The organism is Acinetobacter sp. YH12239 (assembly GCF_013417635.1).
Classification (GTDB): domain Bacteria; phylum Pseudomonadota; class Gammaproteobacteria; order Pseudomonadales; family Moraxellaceae; genus Acinetobacter.
Map to the genome: position 1 here is coordinate 49,466 of NZ_VPDP01000004.1, position 25,006 is coordinate 74,471.

A 25,006-nucleotide genomic window follows, 5' to 3' on the forward strand; every position below is an offset into this window, starting at 1 on the left:
TTGACCTCACTTTGCTAAGACAACATCGTTGTCTTTGGCTATTCGATTTGATTTCTTAAGTATTGAGAAATCGAGAACGAATGTAAAATCCCAGTTGTAACAAGTGTTTAACGATATTCTGTTACAATTTCAATTCAAAATGATATCGTATTGCTCTTGCGTGTATAAATTTTCGACTTGGAACTTAATGACACGTTTCACAAAATGCTCTAAATCAGAGACAGCCGCAGCTTCTACGGTTAATAATCGATCCACAACGGATGGATGCGCAACGACAGTAAAGTCAGTCTGAGACTCAAAATCTCGGGCATATCTTAATATCTCTCGAAAGATTTCGTAACAAACAGTCTCGGCACTTTTCACATAACCACGTCCCTGACACGTTGGACAAGACTCACATAACAAATGTTCAAGTGATTCACGCGTCCGTTTACGCGTCATTTCTACCAAGCCAAGCTCAGACACTTGGGTGATTTTAGTTTTTGCATGGTCACGTTCTAAGACTTTTTCAAATTGCTTAAGCACTTCATCACGGTGTGAGGCCTCTTGCATATCAATAAAGTCAATAATGATAATTCCACCTAAGTTGCGCAGTCTGAGTTGACGCACAATGACTTGTGTCGCTTCCATGTTGGTCTTAAAGACGGTGTCCTCAAGAGAGCGTCCACCTACATATGAGCCTGTATTGACGTCAATAGTGGTCATGGCTTCTGTCTGATCAATCATGAGATAACCACCAGACTTTAATGCAACACGTGTTTGCAGTGCTTTTTGAATATCTGTTTCAACATTGTATAAGTCGAATATCGGACACTCACCAGGATAATGTTTCAGACGATCAACCATATTTGGTACAAACTCAGCCACGAACTCTTGTAGCTTGCCAAACACCTCTCTTGAATCGACTTGAATTTTTACCGTATCTTCATTTGCCAGATCACGGATGATACGTTGAGGAAGTGGTAGCTCTTCAAAGATAAGTGATGGCACCACGACACTTTTTTGTTTACGCTGAATAAATTCCCAAAGTTTTGCCAAATACGCCATATCTTGCGCAATAGCGGCTTCTTCGATCCCCTCTGCTGCAGTTCGTACAATGACAGAGCCGGGTAACTTATGTTCAGCTTGAATACGCTCAATGATCGAACGTAAACGATCACGCTCTTCTTCTGATTCGATTCGCTGAGACACGCCAGTATGATGTCCATAAGGCATCATCACCAAATAGCGAGAAGGAATAGAAAGATCTGTACTTAGACGCGCACCTTTCGTGCCTAACATATCTTTCATCACCTGCACTGTCAGAATCTGACCCGGTTGCAGAAGATCAAATACATTTGGCGTCGGTTGATTACGAGGCCAAATCATGTCATTGATATGTAAAAAAGCAGTACGAGATAAGCCAATGTCTACAAATGCCGCTTGCATACCAGGCAATACACGGACCACTTTGGCTTTATAAATATTCCCGACTAAACCACGTTTAGCGTTGCGTTCAACAAATAATTCGTTGACCGTCCCATTTTCAACTAACGCCACCCGACACTCCATGGGGGTGACGTTAATCAACAACTCGTCAGACATAAAAAACACTCAAAACATTATAAAAATTTTTTAAAAGGTTAATTTAGTGCCTTAACCATTTTTCAATATTTGATTCAGTAACTGTGATGTTTCATGTAAAGGCAAACCCACCACATTGGTGTAGCTACCTTCGATACGAGGAACGAACTTTGCGGCGATTCCTTGTATTGCGTAAGCCCCTGCTTTTCCTACAGGTTCCCCAGTTGACCAATATTCTTCCATATCATGATGACTGAGTGATTGAAAATCAACCTTTGTGCTCACTACTGTACTTATTGTTTTATGTTGTGAAGCCACACAAAGGCCACTGAGAACTTCATGCTGACGCCCTGACAAGGATTGCCAAATTTCAAACGCATGTTGCTTCGAGTCAGGTTTGCCAATAATCTGTCCATCTAAACTGAGGCTTGTATCTGCGGCAATGACCACCGCATCTGTAAATTGTGCTAAAACAACCTGAGCTTTTTGTTCTGCCAAACGTCGAACATAATCATGCGCTTGCTCACCATCATGTACAGACTCATCGATTTCTGGACTAAAAATATCAAATTTAAGTCCAAGCTGTGCAAGCAGTTCTTTACGTCGAGGAGAGCTCGACGCCAGGATTAAATTCGCCATTTTCGAAGCAAATAATACAAGATGGGCCAAGTTAAAATACTGCTCATTAGTGGCTGCCAATGACGAGTAATCGAAAATTGCATATCGGAAATAATTTGCGCAAAAAGGACATAAATCAAATGTCCCAATATAGCAACACTAGCGATTGCCCAAGTATTTCCAAACGTCATTAAACGGCGTTCACGCACAAACCAACGAATGGCAAATGTTAGTAAAACGAAGCTTAACGCATGTAATCCAAGGGGTGCATCAAGCAGTAAATCGGTAAATAATCCGACTGCAAAAGCAAACCAAACGCCACACCATGTCGGTTGAAGCAAGATCCAATACACCGTAATCATCAACATGATCAGCGGTCGCCATCCTGCCAATGTATAAGACAGAGGATACACCACCAAAACTGAACCAATAATGATTGAAAGCACGATGATCCATAGTGGATCACGTGTTTTAACTGATGATATTTTTTTAGCGCTGAGCATGAGGTTGCTCCATGGCTAACGAGTCTGAGAACAGTACCACCACATGGTGTCCACCTGCTAACTGAGCTGCAGGTTTCACGTCTATCTGCGCAAACTCACCGGTATTTTCACGCTTAACTTTGGATACTGTTCCGACCAAATAACCCGCAGGAAAATGTTGTCCTAAACCTGAACTATACACCTTGTCCCCGACTTTGACGTTAGCGCTGGTCGGTACATATTCCATTTTCAGACGACCTAAATCACCAGTGCCTGACACAATGGCACGCATGCCAGAGTTTTCAAGACGTACAGATAAGGAGTGTTCTTTATCAGACAATAACATGACACGGCTACTGTGCGGATAAACATTGATGATCTGCCCCATGATACCGTTATCATCCAACACCGTTTGCCCGACACGCAGTTGGCTGGCAGCGCCACGGTTAATGATAATGATATGACGTAACGGATCAGCATCTGTGCCGATCACCTCAGAGATTTCCATACGACCGTCAATGATCAAAGGCGTATCCAATAATCCACGTAAGCGCGTATTTTCAGCGGAGAGTTCTGAGAGTTTTTGAAGGCGAACCTGAGCCTGAAGCAGCTCTGCCTGCATCGCAGTATTCTCACGACGCAATTGCGCTTCAGACTTGGTTTGTTGACTGAGCCATTCTTTCGATAAAACGGGATAACTTGCAATGGCATAAATGGGATTGTATGCCGCGTACAAGACATCTCTTGCTGGTTGAATCAAGTGTGGAGCACGCCAATTAAACATTAACACGAACAAACACACGATGACTGCAATGATGAAAGAGCGAAAAGATGGCGGTTGTCTTGAAAACAGATTCGGTTGCACCGCCTCGTCCTTAAATTAAATTACAGAAAATTAACCAACAAACAGCATGTCATGGTTCGGATTGTCAAAGAGTTCTAAGACTTTACCACCACCACGTGTTACGCAAGAAAGCGGATCTTCAGCAACTACTACTGGCAAACCTGTTTCTTGCGATAATAACTTGTCTAAGTTACGTAATAACGCACCACCACCAGTCAATACAATACCGCGCTCCGCGATATCTGATGACAACTCAGGAGGTGTTTGTTCAAGCGCAGATTTCACTGCAGAGACAATGCTTTGCAATGGATCAGTGATTGCTTGAGTAATTTCATCAGAAGTCACCGTAATTGCGCGCGGAACGCCTTCCGCCAAGTTACGACCACGAACTTCGATTTCTAGCACTTTGCCATCTTCATCCGGAAGTGCCATACCCACTTCTTTTTTGATGGTTTCAGCTGTCGTTTCACCAATGACGCAACCGTGTGCTTTACGAACATAATGAATAATTTGTTCGTCAAATACATCACCACCAATGCGTAATGAGTCTGCATAGACACAACCTTGCAATGAAATGATTGCAATTTCAGTTGTACCACCACCCACGTCTACGACCATCGAACCACACGCTTGCTCAACTGGCATGCCTGCACCAATCGCTGCTGCCATTGGTTCTTCGATTAAACGTACATCACGTGCACCTGCATTGAATACAGCCTCACGAATCGCACGACGCTCAACCAAAGTTGATTTACATGGCACACACACCACAACACGCGGCGCTGGTGGGAAAAGACGCTTTTCATGCACTTTACCAATAAATTGGTTTAACATGGTCTCAGTGACTTCGAAATCCGCAATCACGCCATCTTTCATTGGACGAATTGCAGAAATATTCGCAGGGGTACGACCAAGCATTTGCTTAGCATCCAAGCCAACAGCGGCAACTATTTTTTGTGAACCACTGTGACGAATTGCCACAACAGTCGGTTCATTTAATATAATGCCCCGTCCTGGCGCATAAATTAGTGTATTAGCGGTGCCTAAATCTATGGCTAGATCTGGCGAAAACAAGCCAATTAGTCGTTTTAGAATCACGGGTCGTTCTCAGTTCAACGTTATATAGACGTAAGATGGCAACTTTAACTAAATGTGATGCTTTGGACAAGTCAATCGCTTATTATAACGCATGATATTTTGAATATTTTTATTACTGATTAGGTGAGACAGCATGTCAGCATCAGATGCTCAGCAATCTGCAGATTTAAATGCACAAACCGTTTCAAGCATTGCACACTTAGCACGCTTGTCTTTGGATGACACTCAATCTGCTGAATATGCTCAAAGTTTGAATAAAATTTTAGGAATGATGGAAACCTTGAAAGGCATTGATACCGAAGGTGTTGAGCCACTAAAGAGTCCATTTGACCATCCGCAGCCATTACGTGAAGACGCTGTGTCTGAACAAAACCATCGTGATGACTATCAAGCCGTTGCACCAGCTGTGCAAGACGGTTTGTATCTTGTTCCACGTGTAATTGAATAATTGTTCAGTTTTGCCCTATTTAAATTTTAGTTAAGAATTTTTCTCATGACAGATTTACATCGCTTATCGGTTCGTGAACTTATCGATGGTTTAGCAACCGCTAAATTCTCTTCACGTGAATTGACGCAACACTATTTAAACCGTATTGAAAAAATTGATGCGCAAGTCAAATCTTATGTCACTGTGACTGCTGAACAAGCATTGGCTCAAGCTGATGCAGCTGATGCAGCGATCAAAGCAGGTACAGCGACCACTTTGACTGGTTTACCTATTGCACATAAAGATATTTTCTGTACGCAAGGCATTAAAACCACGGCCGGTTCTAAAATGCTAGACAACTTTATCTCTCCGTACGACGCAACCGTTGTAGCGAAAGGTAAAGCTGCGGGCCTAGTGACTTTAGGTAAAGTGAACATGGACGAATTTGCCATGGGCTCTACATCAGAGTCATCTTACTTTGGTGCAACGGCGAACCCTTGGGCACTTGACCGTGTTCCTGGTGGTTCTTCAGGTGGTTCGGCTGCGGCAGTTGCAGCTGACCTTGCACCGTTTGCGACTGGTACAGATACAGGCGGTTCAATCCGTCAACCTGCATCTTTCTGTGGTCTTACAGGCTTAAAACCAACCTATGGTCGTGTATCACGTTTCGGTATGATTGCTTATGCATCATCACTTGACCAAGGTGGTCCAATGGCACGTTCGGCAGAAGACTGTGCGTACCTTATGAACGTGATGGCAGGCCATGATGCAAAAGATTCAACATCTGTACAAAAAGATGCTGATGACTACGTTGCAAACTTGAACGGCACATCTGTAAAAGGATTACGCATTGGTATTCCTAAACAGTACTTTAATGTTGAAGGTTTAGCTGCTGACGTTAAAGCACGTGTTGAAGAATCTCTAAAAAAATTGGAAGAAATGGGCGCAACGCTTGTTGAAATTGACCTCAACATGACTGAAGCTTATGTTCCAACCTATTACCTGATTGCCCCTGCTGAAGCATCTTCTAACTTGTCACGTTTTGACGGCGTACGTTATGGCTACCGCTGTGAAGATCCAAAAGACATCATGGATTTGTACAAACGTTCTCGTTCTGAAGGTTTTGGTGCTGAAGTTCAACGCCGTATTTTGATTGGTACTTATGCGCTGTCTGCAGGTTATTACGATGCGTACTACGTCAAAGCACAAAAAGTACGTCGTTTAATCCAACAAGATTTCTTAAAAGCATTCGAGTCTGTTGACGTGATTGCTGCGCCTTCTGCGCCGACAACGGCGTATAAGATTGGTGCAAACCTTTCTCCAGTTGAAATGTACTTGGGCGATATCTATACCATCGCGGTCAACCTTGCAGGTCTTCCTGCGATTAACGCGCCTGTTGGTTTTGATCAAAATAATTTACCTGTTGGCTTACAGTTGATTGGTAACTACTGGTCAGAATCTCAATTGTTGTCTGTGGTGCACCAATACCAACAAGCAACTGATTGGCACACCAAACGCGCTGCAATTGCTGAGGAGAATGTATAATGGCGAAGAACAATGCAAAACCTAAGTCAAATTTGATTGATGGTTGGGAAGTCGTTATTGGTATCGAAATCCATACTCAACTTGCGACTAAATCTAAAATCTTCTCAGGTTCTTCAACTGAATTTGGTCAAGACCCAAATACACAAGCGAGCCTTGTTGATTTGGCAATGCCGGGCGTACTGCCTGTATTGAACAAAGAAGTGGTTGATCTTGCGATTCGCTTTGGTTTGGGTATCGATGCGTACATCGACCAAGCGTCAGTATTTGCACGTAAAAACTATTTCTACCCTGACTCTCCAAAAGGCTACCAAATCAGCCAAATGGACAACCCGATTGTGGGCTTGGGTCATATCGACATCCAACTTGAAGATGGCACAGTTAAACGCATTGGCGTGACACGTGCGCACCTTGAGGAAGATGCAGGTAAATCGATCCATGACCAATTTGAAGGCATGTCAGGTATCGACTTAAACCGTGCAGGTACGCCATTGCTTGAAATCGTATCTGAACCAGATATGCGTTCGGTTGAAGAAGCAGTTGCCTACATTAAAGCGATTCACACGCTTGTACGTTGGTTAGGTATTTCTGACGGCAACATGGCAGAAGGTTCATTCCGTGCCGACTGTAACGTATCACTGCGTCGTCCGGGTCAACCATTCGGTACACGTTGTGAATTGAAAAACTTAAACTCATTCCGTTTCATTGAACAAGCGATCAATGTTGAAATTGAACGTCAAATGGAAATCCTGGAATGGGATGGCACCATCGACCAAGAAACTCGTTTGTTCGACCCTGTGAAGATGGAAACACGTTCAATGCGTTCTAAAGAAGAAGCGAACGATTACCGCTACTTCCCTGATCCTGACTTGTTGCCTGTTATCATTGCAGATGAACAAATTGAAGCGATTAAAGCGACTATGCCTGAGCTTCCTGCTGCACGTCGTGCACGTTTCGTAGCAGACTTTGGTGTAACTGAGTACGATGCTCACGTATTGACGCTAACTCGTGAAATGTCAGAGTTTTATGAAGAAGTCGTAAAAGCTGCGGGCGGTGCTGCACAAGGTAAGATTGCTGCAAACTGGGTGATGGGTGAATTCTCAGGTGCTTTAAACAAAGCTGGCTTAGAATTATCTGACTCTCCTGTAACGGCTGAGAAACTTGGCAGTATGATTGCACGTATTGTGGACAACACCATTAACGGTAAGATCGCGAAACAAGTATTCGGCTTTATGTGGGAAGAAGGCAAAACTGCGGACGAGATTATCGCTGAAAAAGGCTTGAAACAGGAAACTGATACAGGCGCAATTGAAGCGATTATTAAAGAAGTGCTTGCTGCCAATGAGAAGATGGTTGAAGAGTATAAATCTGGTAAAGAGAAAGCTTTCAACGGTCTTGTGGGTCAAGTAATGAAAGCAGCGAAAGGTAAAGCCAACCCTGCGCAAGTGAATGAATTGATGAAGAAGTTGATTGGTTAAGGCTAATCATTCTTAAAAAGAAAACCCGCTTTAGAGCGGGTTTTTTTAAACGTAATATTGATAAATACCATAAGCTAGAACGGCAAATCATCATCATTATGCTTAATAATATCTAAAATCAATGAATTATATTTTTTTGCATAATTAATTGATATTTTATCGTTAAAATTTATGTAAAATCTTTCTTTTTCAAAAGAATAACTTGCTTCAGAAATTAAAGGAATTCTACTTTCAATCATATTAAGTATAGTGGCTAACTTGTCAGAGTATTGCAGTTTATAATCAATAATTAAATTATCAGTACTTAGAATAGCATCACGATTATCTGAATTAATATGATTTAAGTTTTTAATTTGTGATTCCAAAATGGTCATTTTATTTAAAACTTTTTCGATGGCTTCACTTTCACCAATAGACTTGTTTTCAACCCTAGCTACTTCGAACTTTCCGAAATAGCTTAAAAATGATTGATAATCTTCTCGTTGAGATGCTTCATAAGTTTTTAAAATCTTTTTACTTAAATCATCAATAAACTTTTCAACTGTACTATGTCTTAAATCTTTTCTGTAAGGCTCGTGCTGAATATTCCCTGTATCAAATGAATAGTCTGTTTTATCATCCTTGACAATCACAACAGGCTTGTTAAATGCTAATCGCATTCCCAATTCAAACATTACATTTGCATTTTTATTACTTACATCACAAACAATAATTGCATCGTTGTAAATATTATTAATGATTGAGCCATGAATAACTGTGCTTTCCTCTGAATCGCTTACGATACGAGGAATAAAACCTGCTTTCTCAATGGCTTTATGTAATATATGGCGTACATCAGACCAATGATCAGCGGTGTACTCAGTAGACATTGCTGCGATTGGCATAATGATGCCACAGGTCTGTTTAGTAGCTTTCTGATCTTTTAAAGATATTTCTTCCCCATTTTGAAGATCAATTTTTTTATTCATACTATTAACCAAAAATATTTTCTTAAAATAATATCTAAATTACTAATAATTAACTAGTTAATTATATTTTTATTACCCTCGCCCAAACCATCTCCCACAGGGAGAGGGAGCGACATCTGATTGAATATCGATGAAAGTTTCGCAATGAAGTTCCCTCTCCTTTCTTAAAGGAGAGGGCTAGGGAGAGGTTTTATTAATTTATTAAGCAAGATTTAAAGCATTGCTTTTAAATCGAAGCGCAAGTGATGAGAATCCTCAAAATATATTTTGAGTTCGCAAGGGAGAGGTAAAACAAAAAATAAAAGAAAACACTGTCCTATTTTTAGTCCTTCAAAGCATTTACACCCCCTGCCTATAATCAATCCATACATTGATCACTAGGCACATAAAAATGAACAGTACAATTCTCCTTGCACAAAGCTACGGACAACCCGAAGTCCTTGAGTTTACAGACTACACACTCCCACCATTAAACCCTGACATGGCACGCATCCAAGTCAAAGCCGCAGGGATTAACCCCATTGATGCACGTCGCATGACAGGTGAATTCAAACATGCACAACTTCCACAAACCTTTGGAACTGAATTTGCTGGAGTAATCGTAGAAGTACCTGAAAACAGTGTATGGAAAGTCGGTGACGAAGTGTTGGGTTCTGGTGGAGCATTTACCCATGCCACAGTGATAGACGTTCCTCTCGCCAATTTAGTCGCAAAACCAAAAAATCTAGAATGGTCGATTGCAGGCTCGATTGCAGGAGCAGCTCAAACTGCCATGACCATTTTAGATGAAATTGGTCCAATGCAATGTTTATTGGTACACGGAGGATCAGGTGGTGTGGGTTCGATCACCATTCAATTGGCAGTGAGTCGCGGCATTACCGTCGTAGCAACGTCATCAGCAAAAAACCAAGACTATATCCGCAGTTTAGGGGCGATTCCTGTCGTGTACGGCGAAGGATTGATTGAGCGTCTGAAACAAGCCCATCCAGATCAATTTGATGCTTCAATTGATATGGCAGGCAACGAAGATGCCACTCAAGCCTCATTGGCTACAGTGAAAAATGGCGGATTTATGGGTACGATTGCAGGACGCAAACTGTCATCCGCTAAAATTCAAGCGGTCTGGGTTAAACGTAATGTTTCCAATTTAAAACATGTGGTCGAAGGCGTTGCAAATAACACCTTCAATTGGACAGTCAGTCGTGAATATCCTTTTACTGAAGCACAGCAAGCCTACCGAGACATTTTAGAGGGTCATACGCAAGGTAAAAGTGTACTGTTATTCAAATAATTTCTGTGCGTACAATGTGAAAAGGCAGGATAACATCCTGCCTTTTTTCTAGTTTGAATTATGATGTTGAGTAACGCCACCCTACATTCATCAATCGCTAAATTATGTATATTCTTACGATTTATTTAAATCAGAGATTAACGAGTGATCCCAAGCTTATTCCAAATATCAGGGGTAAGGAATGTTGTCACCAATTTATTTAAATCAATATAACGCACCACCCCTTTCAGCTGATTATTCACTTCAGGGTTTTTGATGATTTCTTCCCCTGCACTACGACCCAATGCTTGGAAACTTTCACCAACAGCTTGAATACCCTCAGCTTGAATCACCGCTTTAGTCTGTGTTGAACATTGCTCTACGATCACACGTTGCAAGACTTGCGCTAACTTTTGATCCAATGCAGTACGTTGCTCAGCACTGACATTACTAAAGCCTTTTAAATCAGGATGAGTAGACAGTGCTGAATATGTCCACTGTAGTACTGTCGTTTTATCAGCAGCGGTCGTCGACTTGACCAAACAATCACTCAATTGATCTACAGCTGCTCCCGCATTCGAAAATGTCGATACGCCCATGATCAAAGCCGATGCACACAGTGTACGTAAAGCAGTTTTATTCATTTTTAATGTCATCACTTAAACTCAATTTTCATCGTTGTCATTATGTTTTTGTTGTATCACATCCTGAACGCATTTCCCTACAGATACACTGTAAAACAAGTAAGCACATGAAAATTTAGGTAGTAAATTTGCTAAATCATGCACATGAATGATCATATATTGACAATAAAGCTTCAAAACCAGTGGGAATGACGTCAAATTCAAACTATCAATTTTTTAAATAGTTTTTACCAAAAAATATAAATTGGATAAGTATTTAAAAATCAGTAATGATCTTATTCAGGGCAAACAACTCGGAATTGAATCATGGAAAGAAGAATTAAGATTGCGCTCATTGGTGGTGGTATTGCTGGATTAGCTTTAATGACCAACCTGGTAAAAAATAAAAAATTTGATGTGCATTTATATGAGTCAGCAGCACAGTTTTCAGAAATTGGCGCAGGCATTTCATTTGGTGCCAATGCTGTTAAAGCAATTGAGCTTCTAGGCTTGGGTGAAGAATATCACGCCATTGCGGATACAGTTGCTGCGCCTTATCAAGATATCTGGTTCCAATGGCGTAATGGCTATACCGATGAATACCTATCGGCTTCAATCGCACCTCAAGTCGGTCAATCTTCAGTGCATCGTGCTGATTTTTTAGATGCACTTATTCCATTCGTTCCTTCACAAAATGCACATTTCAATAAACGTGTGCAATCTGTTGAAGCTTCGAGCGCTGGAGTTCGTTTAACATTCCAAGATGGTGAAGTGGTTGAAGCAGATTACGTGATTGGTTGTGATGGTATCCATTCTGTTGTGCGTGATCATGTATTGGCATCGCATCAACTTCCAAAGGTTGATCCTCAATTTTCAGGAACATGGGCTTATCGCGGCATTATCAAGTATTTAGATTTTAAACAGGTCATTGCAGAACTTGGACACGATCCTGAACTTGCAGATGTCCCACAAATGTTATTGGGGAAAGACAAACACATCTTAACTTTCCCTATTCGTAAAGGTGAAGAGATTAATATTGTTGCCTTTAAGTCAGATCGCAAGAATACAACTCTGCCAGAAGGGACTCCTTGGACACGACCAACAACCAAAAATGAAATGCTGGCTGATTTTGCGGATTGGAGTGAGAGCTGTCGCGCATTACTGAACTTGATTGAAAAACCTACCATCTGGGCACTTCATGAGATTGAGCCACTTAAGACCTATCAGAACAGCGAACACAATGTCATTTTGATTGGTGATGCAGCACATGCGATGTTGCCACACCAAGGAGCTGGTGCTGGTCAAGGTCTTGAAGATGCTTTAATTCTTTCTGCATTATTCAAACATCTGGAACATCACTCAGCGCAAATCTGCACTGAAGACCTTGCACAACTCTCTCATGTCTATGAGCAACTGCGCAAAGAGCGTGCCATCCGTGTACAAAACACGTCACGCGAATCTGGTGAGATTTACGAATTATATTCACCCCTATATCCAGACTTTGACAGTGTAGGTCAACATTTGGCACACCGTTTTGATTGGTTATGGCAACACGATTTAAAAAAAGACGTTGTACTCGCACAACAACGCTTAGGCCAAGCGATCGAGAAACATCTCGTGGCTGAAGCCATATAAATAAGCAAAAACATTAACAGGACTGTTATCAACCGATTCATTGACCAGGGAGGTCTCCATGAATACGTTAAATGCAAATGAAATTATTGATCATGCCAAACTTAAAGCCATTCACTGGCGAGTCATCTTACTCAGCGCATTGATTATTATTTTTGATGGCTATGACTTAGTCATCTACGGTGTGGCACTGCCTAAACTCATGCAAGAATGGGCAATCGATCCAATGACGGCGGGCTTCTTAGGAAGTCTTGCCCTCTTTGGCATGATGTTTGGAGCCATCATTTTTGGCAGTATGAGTGACAAACTTGAAAAATATGGCTTTAGCCGTAAAAAACTGATTGCAGTTTGTATTGTCATTTTTAGTGGTTTTACCGTGATGTGTGGCCTAGCGAGCAATCCTCAAGAGTTCGGAATCTATCGCTTTATTGCTGGCTTAGGTCTTGGTGGCGTGATGCCGAACGTTATTACACTAATGACAGAGTATGCGCCTAAGCGTTTACGCTCCACCTTAGTGTCATTGATGTTTAGTGGTTACGCTGTAGGCGGAATGTGTTCTGCCATTTTAGGCATGTGGCTAGTACCGCAATTTGGCTGGAAAATCATGTTTATGATTGCAGGTATTCCACTCATTCTATTGCCAATCATTTGGAAGTTATTGCCTGAATCCATCGATTACTTGGTTCGTCAAAATAAGCATAAAGAAGCTGCTCATATCTTAGAACAAATTGACACAAATCTAAGAATTCCTGCTGATATGCGCATTAGTCTGCATCAAGAAAACCAAGAGTCGTCTAAATCACCAGTAAAAGACTTATTTACTGAAAGTCGTGGTGTAACTACTGTTCTATTCTGGGCAAGTGTCTTTATGGCATTGGTATTGGTATACGCGCTTGGTAACTGGTTACCTAAACTGATGATGGAAGCAGGCTACAACCTCTCAACCAGTTTAGTATTCCTATTTGCACTCAATATTGGTGGTATGCTGGGTGCAATTTTTGGTGGTTTTTTTGCTGATAAATTCAGTTTACCTAAAGTTCTTTGTACCTTGTTTGTTAGCGGCGCAATTTCCCTATTCTTGTTAAGCTATAACTTACCAACCATGGTGCTTTACTTCTGTGTAGCAGTCGCAGGTGCAGCATCGATTGGCGGACAAATTTTATTATTGGCTTATATATCACAGTATTATTCATCTAACATACGTGCGACAGGTCTAGGTATGGCACTTGGCGTAGGTCGTTTAGGCGCGATCTTGGGTCCGATCTTATGTGGATGGTTACTTAGCCTTAATTTGCCAGTGCAATATAATTTCATTGCCTTATCTATCCCTTGTATGATTGCAGTGATCAGTGTGACTGCGATCCATCTGCGCAATAAAAAAATTGCAGGCGCAGCAAACGGCGTTAAAAACGTGGCTTATGAGTAGATGATTCATCAATAACATGTAAGTCATTAAAAATAAAAGAGAGAGTTAACTCTCTCTTTTTTTGTTACAGTGGTTATTCGATATAGCGACTGTCTCTAAATATTTACAAGGAATGTAAAGTTGATCGATTTAAGTCTGATTAAAGTTTTTATTATTATTTATCAAACTCAAAATATCAGTCATGCCGCAGAGCGTTTGAATCTCAGCCAACCTTCTGTCACCTATAATTTAAATCGACTGCGGAAAATGCTGAACGATCAGCTTTTTGTACGCGATAAGTTTGGTGTTAAACCCACTAAGCTTGCACAAAGTCTTTATCCAAGTTTCTACGAAGCGATTGTTAAAATTGATATGGCGATTGATTCTGCCAAGCATTTTGACCCGCTAACCTCTTCAAAAGTATTTCGTTTAGGCATTTCTGATTTAGGAGAAATTTGTTTACTTCCCTCGCTGATTGAATATTTAGAACAACATGCTCCCCATATCAAACTTGAAATTGAGGAAATTCACTCAGAAAAAGTAGAGGAATGGCTGGTTGAAGGCTTTTTAGATGTAGCCGTTTTTAATAGCAGTCACACCATTATGCCCAATATTGAATCTCGAAATTTGTTTGAGGAACGTTATGTCTGTATCGCTAAAAAAGAGCACCCTCGCATACAGCACAAACTCAGTATGGAAGACTATTTATCGGAAAAACATGTTGCGATCAAATCGAGTACTGGTCATATTGAAATTGATCAGCGTTTAAAAGAACTCGGTCATTCTCGTCAGATCATGCTTGAAGTCCCACATTTCAGTGTTTTGCAGAACGTGGTGAAACACTCAGAACTTCTGGTTACTTTGCCTTCGAGAGCCGCGAAAGTTTATCAGCAGCATACGGATATACAAATTTTTGAACTCCCTTTTGAGGTTCGCCCATTCAATGTCAGTGTTAACTGGTATAACCATAAGGATGACTTAGACGCACGTAAGTGGTTTTGTAAGATTCTAAAAAATATTTTTAGCACGCTCTAAGTTCCCACTCAGACATAAAAAGGCTCGTATATACGAGCCTTTTTTTAATAATTTAAATCCATGATGGACACTACTTATCCAAAATAGATTCAAATGCTTTTAGACGTTTACGGATAGAAAGTAGCTCAATAATCGTTTTCCATGAACTCACCAAGTATTGGAATGACTCACGAACACGATTGAATACGCCCATAATTTGTTGGATCAATCCCAGCGTCAACAGGCCTGCTGCAATCGCGGGGAACAACACAAATAACATATAGAGATTATCCAGTTGTCCATACCAACGTGCAAACAAGTTGAAATAGGCATAGTGGAAATATAATTTAAAATAGTTAGCACGAATATTCTTAAAAAGTTGTTTTAAGGTTGCAGGTTGTGCGCGATTTTCATGGTCTTCGCCGTACACCAACTCTTTACGATATGCCGCTTCCACTTTTTGATTATTAAATTCTAATCCTGGCAGTTTCATACCCACCACCATCAATAAGACAGTACCAAATACCGCCCATCCAATCGCAGCCCATACTAAAGAATATTGCAACTCACCAATAAATGGTAAAACAGGCACTTTCGCAGACAATGCAAATAATAAAGGAAGAAAGGCAATTAACATCAGTACTGCACGGACTAACTCAACCCCTAAATCCTCAACGATCGTTGCAAAACGCATGGTGTCTTCCTGTACACGTTGCGAAGCACCTTCGATATGACGCAATTTCTCCCAATGCTGAACATAGTATTCGTTCATTGCTGTACGCCATCTAAAAATATAGTGACTGGTAAAGAAAGCGCTGATGACGCCTGATGTCACTGAAATACTGGCCAAGCTGATAAAGGTCCATGATTCCGCATAGAGTTTATCCACCTCACCACCACCAGAATTTAAAATCTGTTGAATAGAATCCCAAAATGGTACATACCATGCATTCACAGCAACGCTGACTTGTACTGTTAACCAAATATTAAAAAGGATAAATGCAGATCCCCATACTGACCAACGCTGCCACGGATTGTCTGATTTTATTTTCCAAAACAGTGCAAATAAGGCGGTCGCCACCAAGAACCATAGATAGAACCACAAAAATTGCGGTGACCAAAAACGACTGATATTAATCGCAAGTTCAGCTTCTGCATAACCTTGAGGAAAACCTAAATATTCGCCCCATTGTTTTCCATCCGCAAAAAACCATAAAGCGATATTAATAAAAAACCATAAGACGACAGAGAAAAAAAACCACTTTGGGTTCGGAAAAAATGACTTAAACATTCAGCGCTTATATCCCTAATTTTGTTTGAATGAATTTTCTGAATAGTAATCCTAATTCTGCTGAGTCGGTGCGTTTTTTAGAAATTTTTTGTTATATCTATTACACGCTCAGCATTGTTGTAACATAAAAAAGCCCCGCAATGCAGGGCTTTTGATCGACTTTAATTAATCGCGAGTTTTTACATCGTACAATTCAATTTCAAAGATTAGATTAGAATTGGCTGGGATAATATTCCCCATTTTACGCTCACCATAAGCCAAATGTGCAGGCACAATAAGTTTACGCTTACCCCCAACTTTCATTCCAATAATACCTTGATCCCAACCTTTAATGACACGACCTGTACCAATCACAGTCTCAAAGTAATTACCACGGTCTAATGATGAATCAAACTTCGTACCATCTTCCAACCAACCAGTATAATGAGTGGTAATTAAAGCACCTTTTACAGCCTCTTTACCTTCACCTACCACCAAGTCAATAATTTCTAATTCAGCCGTCATGTGCTTACTCCAAATTTAATCGTTAAAATCTTAGTGGCTTACTGTAATTGAGTCCACTCAATCTCAGCTTGACCTTGATCTGAAATCAATGTCCACTCGCCATCCATCACATTCAATTGCAGTTGCATTGTACGTTCGCACAATGCTTGGATTTGTGCCGTTGTTTTTTCACTGAGTTGCCAGATTTGCACATTTTTCAATGTTTTCAATTTATTGTTGCGCTTATACCATTCATCCACTGATGATCCATAAGTGACCACCGCAACTTCTTTACAACGCGCACTCGCTTTTTTTACTTTATCTTCGTCTGGACTACCCACTTCAATCCATTTTTCCAACTGACCTGTTAAATCTTTCTGCCAAAGTGCTGGCTCATCAGTTTCAAATAAATCTTTGGTAAATTCTAAATGCTCATCTGCAAAACGAGCATATGCCAATACTCGAACCATCAAACGTTCAATCGTTTCCGACGGATGTAGAGCCATCGTTAACTGATAGTCACCATATTGATGAACATCCATATTGGCTATGTTTAAATCTGCTTTATAAATCGTCGCTTTTAACGCCATAAGGGGTATCCTCAAATTTGGTGCTAAGCATACCCGATTCAGCGCACATTGAGAAAATGCATTTCAATCCATCTGCATTCTTAAATGAATGGTCTAACGATTTTATTGATCATCGATTCGTGCCTTAAGAATTGATTGCTCTAAATGCTCCCAATCTAGATTCTGCTGGGTTATCACTTCAATCCGATTATCAATATTCTCTTCGCCTGATTTGTAATTGAATTGATTAGGATTGAAATTGAATGTCATCCAACCTTGGTTGGTATTGAAGATGCCTTTAATACGTACCCAGTGTTTTAACTCACAAAGGATGTCTAATAATTCATAAAAATCAAACTGCCAGCGTTTTGGAAGCTTCCACCCTGCTACAATATACCCTTGAGCCTGTTCGACGTAATGATACGGCAGTTGCTTTACGGCTGGCATTTCCTCATCAGCTTTGAACTGACGTTGAACCTTGAATAAAGGTTGAATTGAACGCTGAATTCCCACATAAGGATAATCAATTTGTTCTAAGCGAATATTACCTTGATCAGCTTCAAGCCAATGTGAAATATAAGCTAAATATTGTTGTTTTAAATCAAACAATTGTTTTCGATCCAGTGCATTCATGTCTGAAGCATGGGAGACAACCACGACTTGAGCCGCGTTTAACTGATCTTGATATAAGCTTTGCTTCATCCAATCTGGGTCATGTAAACGAGATCCATCAATCACGGTCACTACAGAACGCATCGCAACTAGATGTTGCCAATGTGGTTCAGTCAGTTGTTCCACCAACTGTGCAGGATGACCCAACCCTGTCGGCTCTATAAAGAGTCGATCTGGTTGAGATTCTTGTAATAACCGAGACAATGCAATTTGCATTGGCAATTGACTTGTACAACACAGACATCCACCCAATAGCTCTTTGATTTCATAGCCATCATTATTTGGCAATAACTGTTGATCAACGCCAATTTGACCAAACTCATTCATCAATACAGCCCATCGCTCATTTTTAGGTTTAAATTTGAGAAGTTGTTGTAAAAGCGTGGTTTTCCCTGCACCTAAAAAACCTGTAATGATATGTGTAGGCACTGACTGAGTTGCAAGTACTTTCAAAATGGATCTCTGAATTTGAAGAGGTGTACGGATTCTTGTCGGAATTTATCTAAAAAACAAGTCTAGGATAATTTTCCTCATAATTTATATGAATGCATGAATTCAAAAGACTAAATGATTGGAATTAAATAGGATAAGTGAACTGTTGAATCAAAATTGAAAATATGTAAATCTATTTCACAGATCATTACTCTGAATTTAATTCAAAACTTCAATTTTGATTTTCTAATCGAACCTTTTCAAATGTAAAACTACGTAAAAAAATTGCTGTTTTTTTCTTCACCATGACATATTTTTTGACAACTTTATAAGGCATATTGACTCTCATTGAGACAAAAAAACTACATTACACCTTGGTTTGTTAGTCGTGCGTTAACTATCGTGTTTCGCTTTGTTGCATTGATTGCCCAATTGAGCTTCTGGACTTAGGATGAATTTCGTTGACTCGCTAACCGTATTAGATGCGATTCAGCTTTTAACATTTTACGCGATGATCTAGATTTAATTTCATATTCGCTTCTCTCCTCGGAAAGCTTATGAGATTAAATTCTAATTTATTTTATTGAATAAGGATGCCACTCATGAATTTAGTTAAAACTTTATTAGCAACTACACTTGCCTTCACAGCTTTCTCAACATTTGCTGCAACAGAAGCAAAAGATGAAAAAAAACAGGAAGTGTTGATTTCTTCTCAAGAACAACCAGTGAATGCTGAAACTACTGCTGCTGGTCAACCAACAGCTGCTCAACCGGGTACAGAGGTTGCAGCTGAAGAAGGTACTGAAGCTCCTGTAGCTCAACCTGCTCAGTAATTAATCAAAAATAAATTGACTGAATTTTAGACCAAGTCTTCCCCCGATGGCTTGATCTGATTAAAAGTAGAGCTTTGCTACAGCTCTACTTTTTTTATGCCTGTTTTTTTGAATAATTCTCTAGAAATTACGATAAACACCTATACATAATTATTATAAAACGATATAAATGATAAATAAATCACATATTTTAACCAAAAAGCCAATTTAATTCTAAGCTCGTGACATGAAAATGAAGAAATTTCTTGGGATAGTTATACTCAGCCTATGGCTGGTTGCATGTTCCAAACCTTTACCAGAGGATAAACTGGATTATGTAGGACATTGGATTAGCGCGGACAGTCGTGTTCAATTGAATATTACTGCTAATGGTCGTATAGAATATAGTAACAATCAGCTCAGTAAAAAAACCGCCGTTTCAGCTCCAATTAAACAGTTTTCAGATACTGGATTTGAAACAGGTTTAGGTCCTATCAACACGAAATTTATTGTCACTCGTCAACCCTACAAGGATGCACAAGGCAACTGGTACATGATTGTCGATGGACATACCCTCGCCAAGCTACAAAATCCATAAAAAAAGACTTCACCATGTGAAGTCTTTTTTCTTAAACCGATTTCTTATATATGCTGCAAGAAGGATGATGATTTTCATTCAAACGAGCAATTTTACGATGCTCAGCAGCTTCAAAACGACAGCGTTTCCAGTCATTATCTAGGTTTAGCGGTGGAATTTGTTTTGGTTTCCCATTTTCATCCACAGCGACCATAGTGAAATAACAACTATTGGTATGTCGTACCGTACGTTTTTGAATATTTTGTGCTTCAACGCGTATACCAATTTCCATTGAGGTACGCCCCACATGATTCACACTGGCTAAAAAAGTCACCAACTCACCCACGTGGATTGGTTCTTTAAAGTTCACTTTATCAACAGATAAAGTTACAACATAAGAACCTGAATATCGACTTGCACACGCATAAGCAACTTGGTCAAGCAGCTTTAAAATTGTTCCACCATGTACATTACCTGAGAAATTCGCCATATCCGGCGTCATTAATACAGACATCGTTAATTCAGACTGATCATCTGCAAGCGGTAACGCTTGGTTAAATTCGGACATAAATATTAGAACTCAATCATGACAGGAGATTTAATACACTATTATAACTTTTTTCTTGATTATAAAATGTTTAAATCAGAAACAAACTCCAATAATTTCAAGGCTTGATAGCTTAAAAGTATCAGAGGAAATCGTTCACTCTCAGAAGCTATGATAAATTTGCTTAAAATTTATTCATCTTTGACTAAACGAAGCATCTCAGCAGAAATATTATCGTATTTTAACTTTAACGATGCTTGATTCTTGACTTGGATTTCATAGGTTTCATCATAGTTAATTCGTATTATTTCGAATGTAATATCTGAATTTGACGCTAAATAAACAATTTGACCAACTTGAAAAACTGACACACTACACCTTAAATTTATATTTCATCTTTATAAGGGTGAGATGAAGTACCACCCCTCGTTTTTATCATCCCAATATACCAATCATTCAATTTATAACAATGATTTTACTTATTTTTTTTATATATTTTATGAGACAATTAAGATCTGATTTAATTTAGCAATTTAAACAAACAGCTCTTTTACTATCATCATGGGCAGGATATTGATGAGCATCATATTGTCCTATCGTCCGATGACGTATCTGATCCAATAAACTAACTTTATTCAATGCCGCAGTCATGCCTGCTTGAATCGTATTTTCACGACCTTTAACATCAAAGATATGTGCTTTTTCTCTTAGATCTGGCTGTATCACAATATCTGCATTTTTAAGCTCGTTATACGCGATCTTATTTTGCATAATATTTATATTCTGATTAAACATCCCCCACACATTCGAGGTTTCTGTGTGCTCAGGCTGTGCCAAAATATCAACGGCAATCACAATATCTGCACCCAACTCTCTCGCCACATTGACTGGTACAGGGCTTACTAAACCACCATCAACATAATCCTTATCAGCAATTTTAGCTGGAATAAACATGCTTGGAATAGAGATAGAAGCTCTCACTGCTTGCCCAGTATTACCATAGTTAAATACTGTTAAATTTCCATTTTTTAACTCTGTTGCCACCACATACATTGGAATAGGAAGCTGTTCTAAGGGCATAAAGTCCACTTGTTTATTGACATAGTTCTCAACCTTAGCGCCATCAAAAAAGCCTTGAATACCAATGTTAAAATCACGTACATCATTGACTTGCATATTTAATGCAACTTCACGTAACGATTTTGCTGATTTTCCACTGGCATATATTGACCCGACTATACTCCCTGCGCTGGTACCAACAATAAAATCAGGCTTGATTCCACGTTGCTCTAAAACTTCAATGACACCAATGTGTGCATAACCTCGCGCTCCCCCACTCCCGAGCACCAATGCAATACTCGGAGCATCAGTTTTCTTATGCTTATTTTTAATGATATGAGATGAAGCATCCACCAAAGGTGTAGACACTGATTTAGAAAGCTGAGCTTTGGCTACAACCTGTTGACAGCCTTGTAAGCCAATCAAAGACAAGAGGGAAATCAGGAGTACAAACTTCTTCATTGCATCAGAAATTAAAAATCAAAACTGAATGAAAGCATATCATTGACAGGTCGTCTGTATGAATTTTTTATGACAAAAAAGCCCCAGATGAGGGGCTTTTTGTATGACACTTTCTTAAAAAATCTTCAGATTAAGCAAAGAATTTTAGAATCATCTGAATCACTGTTGCGTTGATTAAGTCAACAAAGAATGCGCCACATAAAGGTACAATTAAGAATGCTTTATGTGAAGGACCATACATATTTGTAATCGCCTGCATGTTTGCAACAGCTGTTGGTGTTGCTCCCATACCGAAACCACAGTGACCTGCTGCAAGAACTGCTGCATCGTAGTTTTTACCCATCACACGGAAAGTGACAAATGCTGCGTACAATGCCATAGTCAAGGTTTGAGCTGTTAAGATCACAACCAATGGGCCTGCAAGATCAGCCAATTGCCACAACTTAAGTGAAAGAAGTGCCATTGCTAGGTATAACGATAAAGAGGCATTACCAAATACATCAATTGCACGATCGAAGATTTCCACTTTCATGAGACCTTCGAGGATGTTACGCAGGATAACACCACCACCTAATGCCCAAACGAAAGTTGGAAGCTCAAACCAAGTGCCTTTACTATAACCTGTCATAAATTCAGCAAATGCCAAACACGCAGCAAATAAACCTAATGTGGTAATCGCATTATCCGCAGTGATTAAACGAACTTGATTACGGTTTTCAAAAGGCACAAACTCGCCTTGATCATTCGGATTTGCAATTGTATTCGCATCACGTGTGTCTTTTTCAACCGAATTAGTCACTGGTGATGAAAGCTGGTGCTTATTAATCAATAATTTCGCTAATGGACCACCAATCAAACCACCAATAATCAAACCAAATGTCGCACTGGCCATACCCAGTGCTAAAGCACCTTGAATACCATGCTCGACTTCTAAAATCTCACCCCATGCACCAGCAGTACCATGACCACCCGTTAAGGTAATAGAACCTGCAATTAAACCAATAAGTGGATCAATACCAAGTAACGTTGCAAGGCTCATACCGACAAAGTTTTGTACGATAATAAATGATGCGACACAGATCAGGAAGATCACCAGTCCCATACCACCTTCTTTGAGTTTGGCGAAGTTTGCACTTAAACCGATAGAAGCAAAGAACACCAGCATAAAACTGGTTTGCAATTCACTACTCGTGGTGATGCTGTATCCCCACAAATTGTGAACAATTAACGAAACTATGGCAGCAACCAAACCACCAGCTACAGGCTCTGGGATATTATATTTTTTTAAGAAGTCGATTTTGTTGACAAGAAAACGGCCAAGCAATAAAACTATTACTGCAGCAATTAACGTGTAAAAAGCGTTAAAAGTAAATTCCATCATTAATTCTCAGCAAATACAGATGACTGTTAATTCATATTATGCTTGTTTTTTAATCAATAAGATTTATTTCGAATCTCACATCCAAAAATAAACATATCCTTATTCAATATTGATTATCTAAAGGAATAGATAAATTTTTTAATTGAGTAACAATATATTAATTCCTCGATTTCATTGGATTCAATCTTGTTAATAAAAAACATACACTTTTCAAAATAAATCAGTTGCTCAAAACGCACTCTATTCTTAGACATACGTTTGGCTAGATACAATTGATTTATGGCTCAAACAAACACTTAAATATGTTTTAGTGAACTTAAAATGATTAAGAAATTCCTGATGATCAGGACTGCTCACTGTTTAAGCCGAACATTATGCACTTTTTTTTATAATTCGCATTACTTTTGTTTATTCAATCAGCAAAATTCAGACATTCTTTAGTCTGAACTGATGAATGACAAGTGAATAAAAAAAAACCGAGACTACGCTCGGTTTTTTTATAAATCATGCTTAGAAGCTGTATTTCGCCATTAAGCCTACACGGTCATCATTAAAGCTCTGACCTGCGAAAGTCTCGCGCTTACCATTGATATATTCAACACCTAGATCAACAGGTTTCACAGGTGTATAGATGAAATTAATCCATGCTTGTTGAACAGTTTCATTTGCACTTGGGTTAGTTTTAGCATATCCCGTGCTGTCATCAGCATAGTGTGCGCCATAAGCCAGTGTTGAGCGTAACTGAGGTGAGAACTTATATGTAGCACCAAGTTGCGTTGCAATAAACTCATTTTGTTCAATATTGTTATTTGCATCGACAACATAAGCACTATTTGAGCCATATAAATAGTTGCTGTTCCCTTTTACATAAGACACGTCAGCAGATACTTTGAGTGGTTCGCTAATTTGGTAATTTGTACCGATCGCTACACCAAAACCAGTCTTATCATCACCAGCGGTATCAGATTTATAATTTTCGATTAAGGCACGAGCTGAAGCATTACCTTTACCCTCTGCATAAGCTTGCGTAACTTTTGCAGTTAAAGTTGGAAGACGATATTTAATACCATCTCCAGTAGAATTACCCTCTTCAGCTGAAATAAATAATTGAGTTGTAGGCGCTAATTTATGAGACCAACGCACTTGCGGTAAACGGTTTGTTCCGCCACCAATGTTGGTACCAAAATCGATCATTTCTGGGGCATGATTTGACAAGAAGTTTGAAGTAGTTTGACCGAATAACCAATTATTCAGTGTTAAGTATGCATGACGAATACGTAGTGCTTCATTTGAGCCTGCAAAGTCCACTTCTACTTTACCACCAACATCAGCCCCTTCTACTTTAGATTTGAAATCTAAACCGAGACGTGTTGTTTTAGCCGTTGCACGTAATTTATCTTCAACTAACGGATTATTACTCGTTCCAACGCTGTTTACAGCATTAAAGTCATTATCAGCACCTTCAATGATATAGTTTGCATCCCCACGTACAAAACCATATAGATTCACTTCAGCACCTGCTTTAGTTTTTAAGTTTGTAGGCGCTGCTGCTACTGGTTGAGCTTTAACTTCAGCCAATTGTACTTGCTGCTGTTGTTGTACTTGATGTTGCTGTTGAATTAAAGCTTTTAGAGGTGGTCCCACTTGTTTGAACAACTAAAAGCTTATTTATAAGTGATACTCTGCTCTAGTTAAGCTACCTTATTTTGTTGTGGTAGCTGGTCATAGTAAAACTCATCTGGAGTCATTTTGTCCAG

At 39.6% G+C, this 25,006-nt stretch carries 25 protein-coding genes; 9 read left to right on the forward strand and 16 right to left on the reverse strand.

The genetic code is table 11. The features are described from left to right. Positions 1–129 precede the first annotated feature (129 nt). From rng to FTV17_RS06005, 5 genes are read right to left on the reverse strand one after another with little or no spacing between them, the layout of a single operon-like run. Positions 130–1,584 (reverse strand): ribonuclease G, encoded by a 1,455-nt coding sequence (gene rng, locus FTV17_RS05985; RefSeq protein ID WP_035269804.1) that lies wholly within the window; start codon positions 1,582–1,584, stop codon positions 130–132. A gap of 51 nt (positions 1,585–1,635) precedes the next feature. Then, a complete protein-coding gene (locus FTV17_RS05990) occupies positions 1,636–2,202 on the reverse strand; it encodes a Maf family nucleotide pyrophosphatase (RefSeq protein WP_179998577.1) in 567 nt (188 codons plus the stop codon). Then, positions 2,190–2,684, reverse strand: a complete 495-nt coding sequence (mreD, locus tag FTV17_RS05995) for a rod shape-determining protein MreD (RefSeq protein WP_179998578.1) — start codon at positions 2,682–2,684, stop codon at positions 2,190–2,192. Before mreD ends, FTV17_RS05990 begins: the two co-directional genes overlap by 13 nt. After that, on the reverse strand, positions 2,671–3,528 hold the full coding sequence (gene mreC / locus FTV17_RS06000) for a rod shape-determining protein MreC (protein WP_035269796.1): 858 nt from the start codon (positions 3,526–3,528) through the stop codon (positions 2,671–2,673). The genes mreD and mreC overlap by 14 nt, the downstream gene beginning before the upstream one ends. 30 nt (positions 3,529–3,558) lie before the next feature. Beyond that, the gene (locus tag FTV17_RS06005; protein WP_035269793.1) at positions 3,559–4,605 is read right to left on the reverse strand and encodes a rod shape-determining protein; all 1,047 of its coding nucleotides are present in this window, start codon (positions 4,603–4,605) and stop codon (positions 3,559–3,561) included. Positions 4,606–4,738: 133 nt separating this feature from the next. On the opposite strand from FTV17_RS06005, the gene gatC reads away from it, so the two are divergent. The 3 genes from gatC to gatB are packed head-to-tail and all read left to right on the forward strand — an operon-like array spanning position 4,739 to position 8,052. Continuing rightward, positions 4,739–5,053, forward strand: coding sequence for an Asp-tRNA(Asn)/Glu-tRNA(Gln) amidotransferase subunit GatC (gene gatC / locus FTV17_RS06010; protein WP_035269791.1), 315 nt, complete (start codon positions 4,739–4,741; stop codon positions 5,051–5,053). A 45-nt stretch (positions 5,054–5,098) separates the two neighbouring features. Next, positions 5,099–6,577, forward strand: coding sequence for an Asp-tRNA(Asn)/Glu-tRNA(Gln) amidotransferase subunit GatA (gene gatA / locus FTV17_RS06015; RefSeq protein ID WP_179998579.1), 1,479 nt, complete (start codon positions 5,099–5,101; stop codon positions 6,575–6,577). Beyond that, on the forward strand, positions 6,577–8,052 hold the full coding sequence (gatB, locus tag FTV17_RS06020; protein ID WP_179998580.1) for an Asp-tRNA(Asn)/Glu-tRNA(Gln) amidotransferase subunit GatB: 1,476 nt from the start codon (positions 6,577–6,579) through the stop codon (positions 8,050–8,052). The genes gatA and gatB overlap by 1 nt, the downstream gene beginning before the upstream one ends. A gap of 74 nt (positions 8,053–8,126) precedes the next feature. On the opposite strand, the gene FTV17_RS06025 is transcribed toward gatB, so the two are convergent. Then, a complete protein-coding gene (locus FTV17_RS06025) occupies positions 8,127–9,020 on the reverse strand; it encodes a hypothetical protein (RefSeq protein WP_179998581.1) in 894 nt (297 codons plus the stop codon). A 391-nt stretch (positions 9,021–9,411) separates the two neighbouring features. Here FTV17_RS06025 and FTV17_RS06030 point away from each other — a divergent pair, with 391 nt between their 5' ends. Continuing rightward, complete coding sequence (locus FTV17_RS06030) at positions 9,412–10,311, forward strand: NADP-dependent oxidoreductase (RefSeq protein WP_179998582.1); 900 nt, start codon at positions 9,412–9,414, stop codon at positions 10,309–10,311. Positions 10,312–10,448: 137 nt separating this feature from the next. Here FTV17_RS06030 and FTV17_RS06035 read toward each other — a convergent pair whose 3' ends face one another. Further along, positions 10,449–10,949 (reverse strand): hypothetical protein, encoded by a 501-nt coding sequence (locus tag FTV17_RS06035; RefSeq protein WP_373687190.1) that lies wholly within the window; start codon positions 10,947–10,949, stop codon positions 10,449–10,451. 291 nt (positions 10,950–11,240) lie between these two features. Here FTV17_RS06035 and salA point away from each other — a divergent pair, with 291 nt between their 5' ends. The 3 genes from salA to FTV17_RS06050 all read left to right on the forward strand — a co-directional run bounded on the left by salA (position 11,241) and on the right by FTV17_RS06050 (position 14,985). After that, complete coding sequence (gene salA / locus FTV17_RS06040; protein WP_179998583.1) at positions 11,241–12,548, forward strand: salicylate 1-monooxygenase; 1,308 nt, start codon at positions 11,241–11,243, stop codon at positions 12,546–12,548. A gap of 58 nt (positions 12,549–12,606) precedes the next feature. Continuing rightward, positions 12,607–13,971, forward strand: a complete 1,365-nt coding sequence (locus FTV17_RS06045; protein WP_179998584.1) for an MFS transporter — start codon at positions 12,607–12,609, stop codon at positions 13,969–13,971. Between the two features lie 123 nt (positions 13,972–14,094). Beyond that, entirely contained in the window at positions 14,095–14,985 is an 891-nt protein-coding gene (locus FTV17_RS06050; RefSeq protein ID WP_373687191.1) for a LysR family transcriptional regulator, read from the forward strand. A 70-nt stretch (positions 14,986–15,055) separates the two neighbouring features. Here the strand turns inward: FTV17_RS06050 and sbmA are convergent, their stop codons facing one another. From sbmA to FTV17_RS06070, 4 genes are all read right to left on the reverse strand, one after another. Further along, positions 15,056–16,255, reverse strand: a complete 1,200-nt coding sequence (gene sbmA / locus FTV17_RS06055; RefSeq protein WP_179998586.1) for a peptide antibiotic transporter SbmA — start codon at positions 16,253–16,255, stop codon at positions 15,056–15,058. Positions 16,256–16,420: 165 nt separating this feature from the next. Then, complete coding sequence (locus FTV17_RS06060) at positions 16,421–16,759, reverse strand: FKBP-type peptidyl-prolyl cis-trans isomerase (RefSeq protein WP_035268363.1); 339 nt, start codon at positions 16,757–16,759, stop codon at positions 16,421–16,423. A gap of 38 nt (positions 16,760–16,797) precedes the next feature. Then, positions 16,798–17,328 carry a YaeQ family protein gene (locus tag FTV17_RS06065; protein ID WP_179998587.1) on the reverse strand — a complete coding sequence of 177 codons (531 nt, stop codon included), beginning with the start codon at positions 17,326–17,328 and terminating at the stop codon, positions 16,798–16,800. 102 nt (positions 17,329–17,430) lie between these two features. Further along, positions 17,431–18,432: a GTP-binding protein gene (locus FTV17_RS06070; protein ID WP_179998588.1), complete on the reverse strand. Its 1,002-nt coding sequence runs from the start codon at positions 18,430–18,432 to the stop codon at positions 17,431–17,433. 581 nt (positions 18,433–19,013) lie between these two features. Between FTV17_RS06070 and FTV17_RS06075 the strand changes: the two genes are divergently transcribed. Further along, entirely contained in the window at positions 19,014–19,244 is a 231-nt protein-coding gene (locus FTV17_RS06075; RefSeq protein WP_035268355.1) for a hypothetical protein, read from the forward strand. A gap of 352 nt (positions 19,245–19,596) precedes the next feature. Then, positions 19,597–19,821 (forward strand): hypothetical protein, encoded by a 225-nt coding sequence (locus FTV17_RS06080; protein WP_180028077.1) that lies wholly within the window; start codon positions 19,597–19,599, stop codon positions 19,819–19,821. A 31-nt stretch (positions 19,822–19,852) separates the two neighbouring features. Here FTV17_RS06080 and FTV17_RS06085 read toward each other — a convergent pair whose 3' ends face one another. From FTV17_RS06085 to FTV17_RS06105, 5 genes are all read right to left on the reverse strand, one after another. Then, on the reverse strand, positions 19,853–20,368 hold the full coding sequence (locus FTV17_RS06085; protein ID WP_179998589.1) for an acyl-CoA thioesterase: 516 nt from the start codon (positions 20,366–20,368) through the stop codon (positions 19,853–19,855). 170 nt (positions 20,369–20,538) lie between these two features. Then, a complete protein-coding gene (locus FTV17_RS06090; protein WP_035268348.1) occupies positions 20,539–20,718 on the reverse strand; it encodes a hypothetical protein in 180 nt (59 codons plus the stop codon). A 154-nt stretch (positions 20,719–20,872) separates the two neighbouring features. Beyond that, positions 20,873–21,868 carry a patatin-like phospholipase family protein gene (locus FTV17_RS06095; protein WP_179998590.1) on the reverse strand — a complete coding sequence of 332 codons (996 nt, stop codon included), beginning with the start codon at positions 21,866–21,868 and terminating at the stop codon, positions 20,873–20,875. Between the two features lie 130 nt (positions 21,869–21,998). Then, positions 21,999–23,246 carry a sodium/glutamate symporter gene (gltS, locus tag FTV17_RS06100; RefSeq protein WP_179998595.1) on the reverse strand — a complete coding sequence of 416 codons (1,248 nt, stop codon included), beginning with the start codon at positions 23,244–23,246 and terminating at the stop codon, positions 21,999–22,001. A gap of 513 nt (positions 23,247–23,759) precedes the next feature. Then, positions 23,760–24,905: a DcaP family trimeric outer membrane transporter gene (locus tag FTV17_RS06105; RefSeq protein WP_257219895.1), complete on the reverse strand. Its 1,146-nt coding sequence runs from the start codon at positions 24,903–24,905 to the stop codon at positions 23,760–23,762. Between the last annotated feature and the right edge of the window lie 101 nt (positions 24,906–25,006).

Bases quoted from the DNA above. Each gene is read 5' to 3' on its own strand.
- FTV17_RS06085 (WP_179998589.1), bottom strand. From the start codon at position 20,368: ATGTCCGAATTTAACCAAGCGTTACCGCTTGCAGATGATCAGTCTGAA.
- gatB (WP_179998580.1), top strand. From the start codon at position 6,577: ATGGCGAAGAACAATGCAAAACCTAAGTCAAATTTGATTGATGGTTGG.
- rng (WP_035269804.1), bottom strand. From the start codon at position 1,584: ATGTCTGACGAGTTGTTGATTAACGTCACCCCCATGGAGTGTCGGGTG.
- FTV17_RS06030 (WP_179998582.1), top strand. From the start codon at position 9,412: ATGAACAGTACAATTCTCCTTGCACAAAGCTACGGACAACCCGAAGTC.
- gatC (WP_035269791.1), top strand. From the start codon at position 4,739: ATGTCAGCATCAGATGCTCAGCAATCTGCAGATTTAAATGCACAAACC.
- gatA (WP_179998579.1), top strand. From the start codon at position 5,099: ATGACAGATTTACATCGCTTATCGGTTCGTGAACTTATCGATGGTTTA.
- FTV17_RS06060 (WP_035268363.1), bottom strand. From the start codon at position 16,759: ATGACGGCTGAATTAGAAATTATTGACTTGGTGGTAGGTGAAGGTAAA.
- salA (WP_179998583.1), top strand. From the start codon at position 11,241: ATGGAAAGAAGAATTAAGATTGCGCTCATTGGTGGTGGTATTGCTGGA.
- FTV17_RS06025 (WP_179998581.1), bottom strand. From the start codon at position 9,020: ATGAATAAAAAAATTGATCTTCAAAATGGGGAAGAAATATCTTTAAAA.
- FTV17_RS06075 (WP_035268355.1), top strand. From the start codon at position 19,014: ATGAATTTAGTTAAAACTTTATTAGCAACTACACTTGCCTTCACAGCT.
- gltS (WP_179998595.1), bottom strand. From the start codon at position 23,246: ATGGAATTTACTTTTAACGCTTTTTACACGTTAATTGCTGCAGTAATA.
- mreD (WP_179998578.1), bottom strand. From the start codon at position 2,684: ATGCTCAGCGCTAAAAAAATATCATCAGTTAAAACACGTGATCCACTA.
- FTV17_RS05990 (WP_179998577.1), bottom strand. From the start codon at position 2,202: ATGGCGAATTTAATCCTGGCGTCGAGCTCTCCTCGACGTAAAGAACTG.
- sbmA (WP_179998586.1), bottom strand. From the start codon at position 16,255: ATGTTTAAGTCATTTTTTCCGAACCCAAAGTGGTTTTTTTTCTCTGTC.
- FTV17_RS06045 (WP_179998584.1), top strand. From the start codon at position 12,607: ATGAATACGTTAAATGCAAATGAAATTATTGATCATGCCAAACTTAAA.
- FTV17_RS06065 (WP_179998587.1), bottom strand. From the start codon at position 17,328: ATGGCGTTAAAAGCGACGATTTATAAAGCAGATTTAAACATAGCCAAT.
- FTV17_RS06095 (WP_179998590.1), bottom strand. From the start codon at position 21,868: ATGAAGAAGTTTGTACTCCTGATTTCCCTCTTGTCTTTGATTGGCTTA.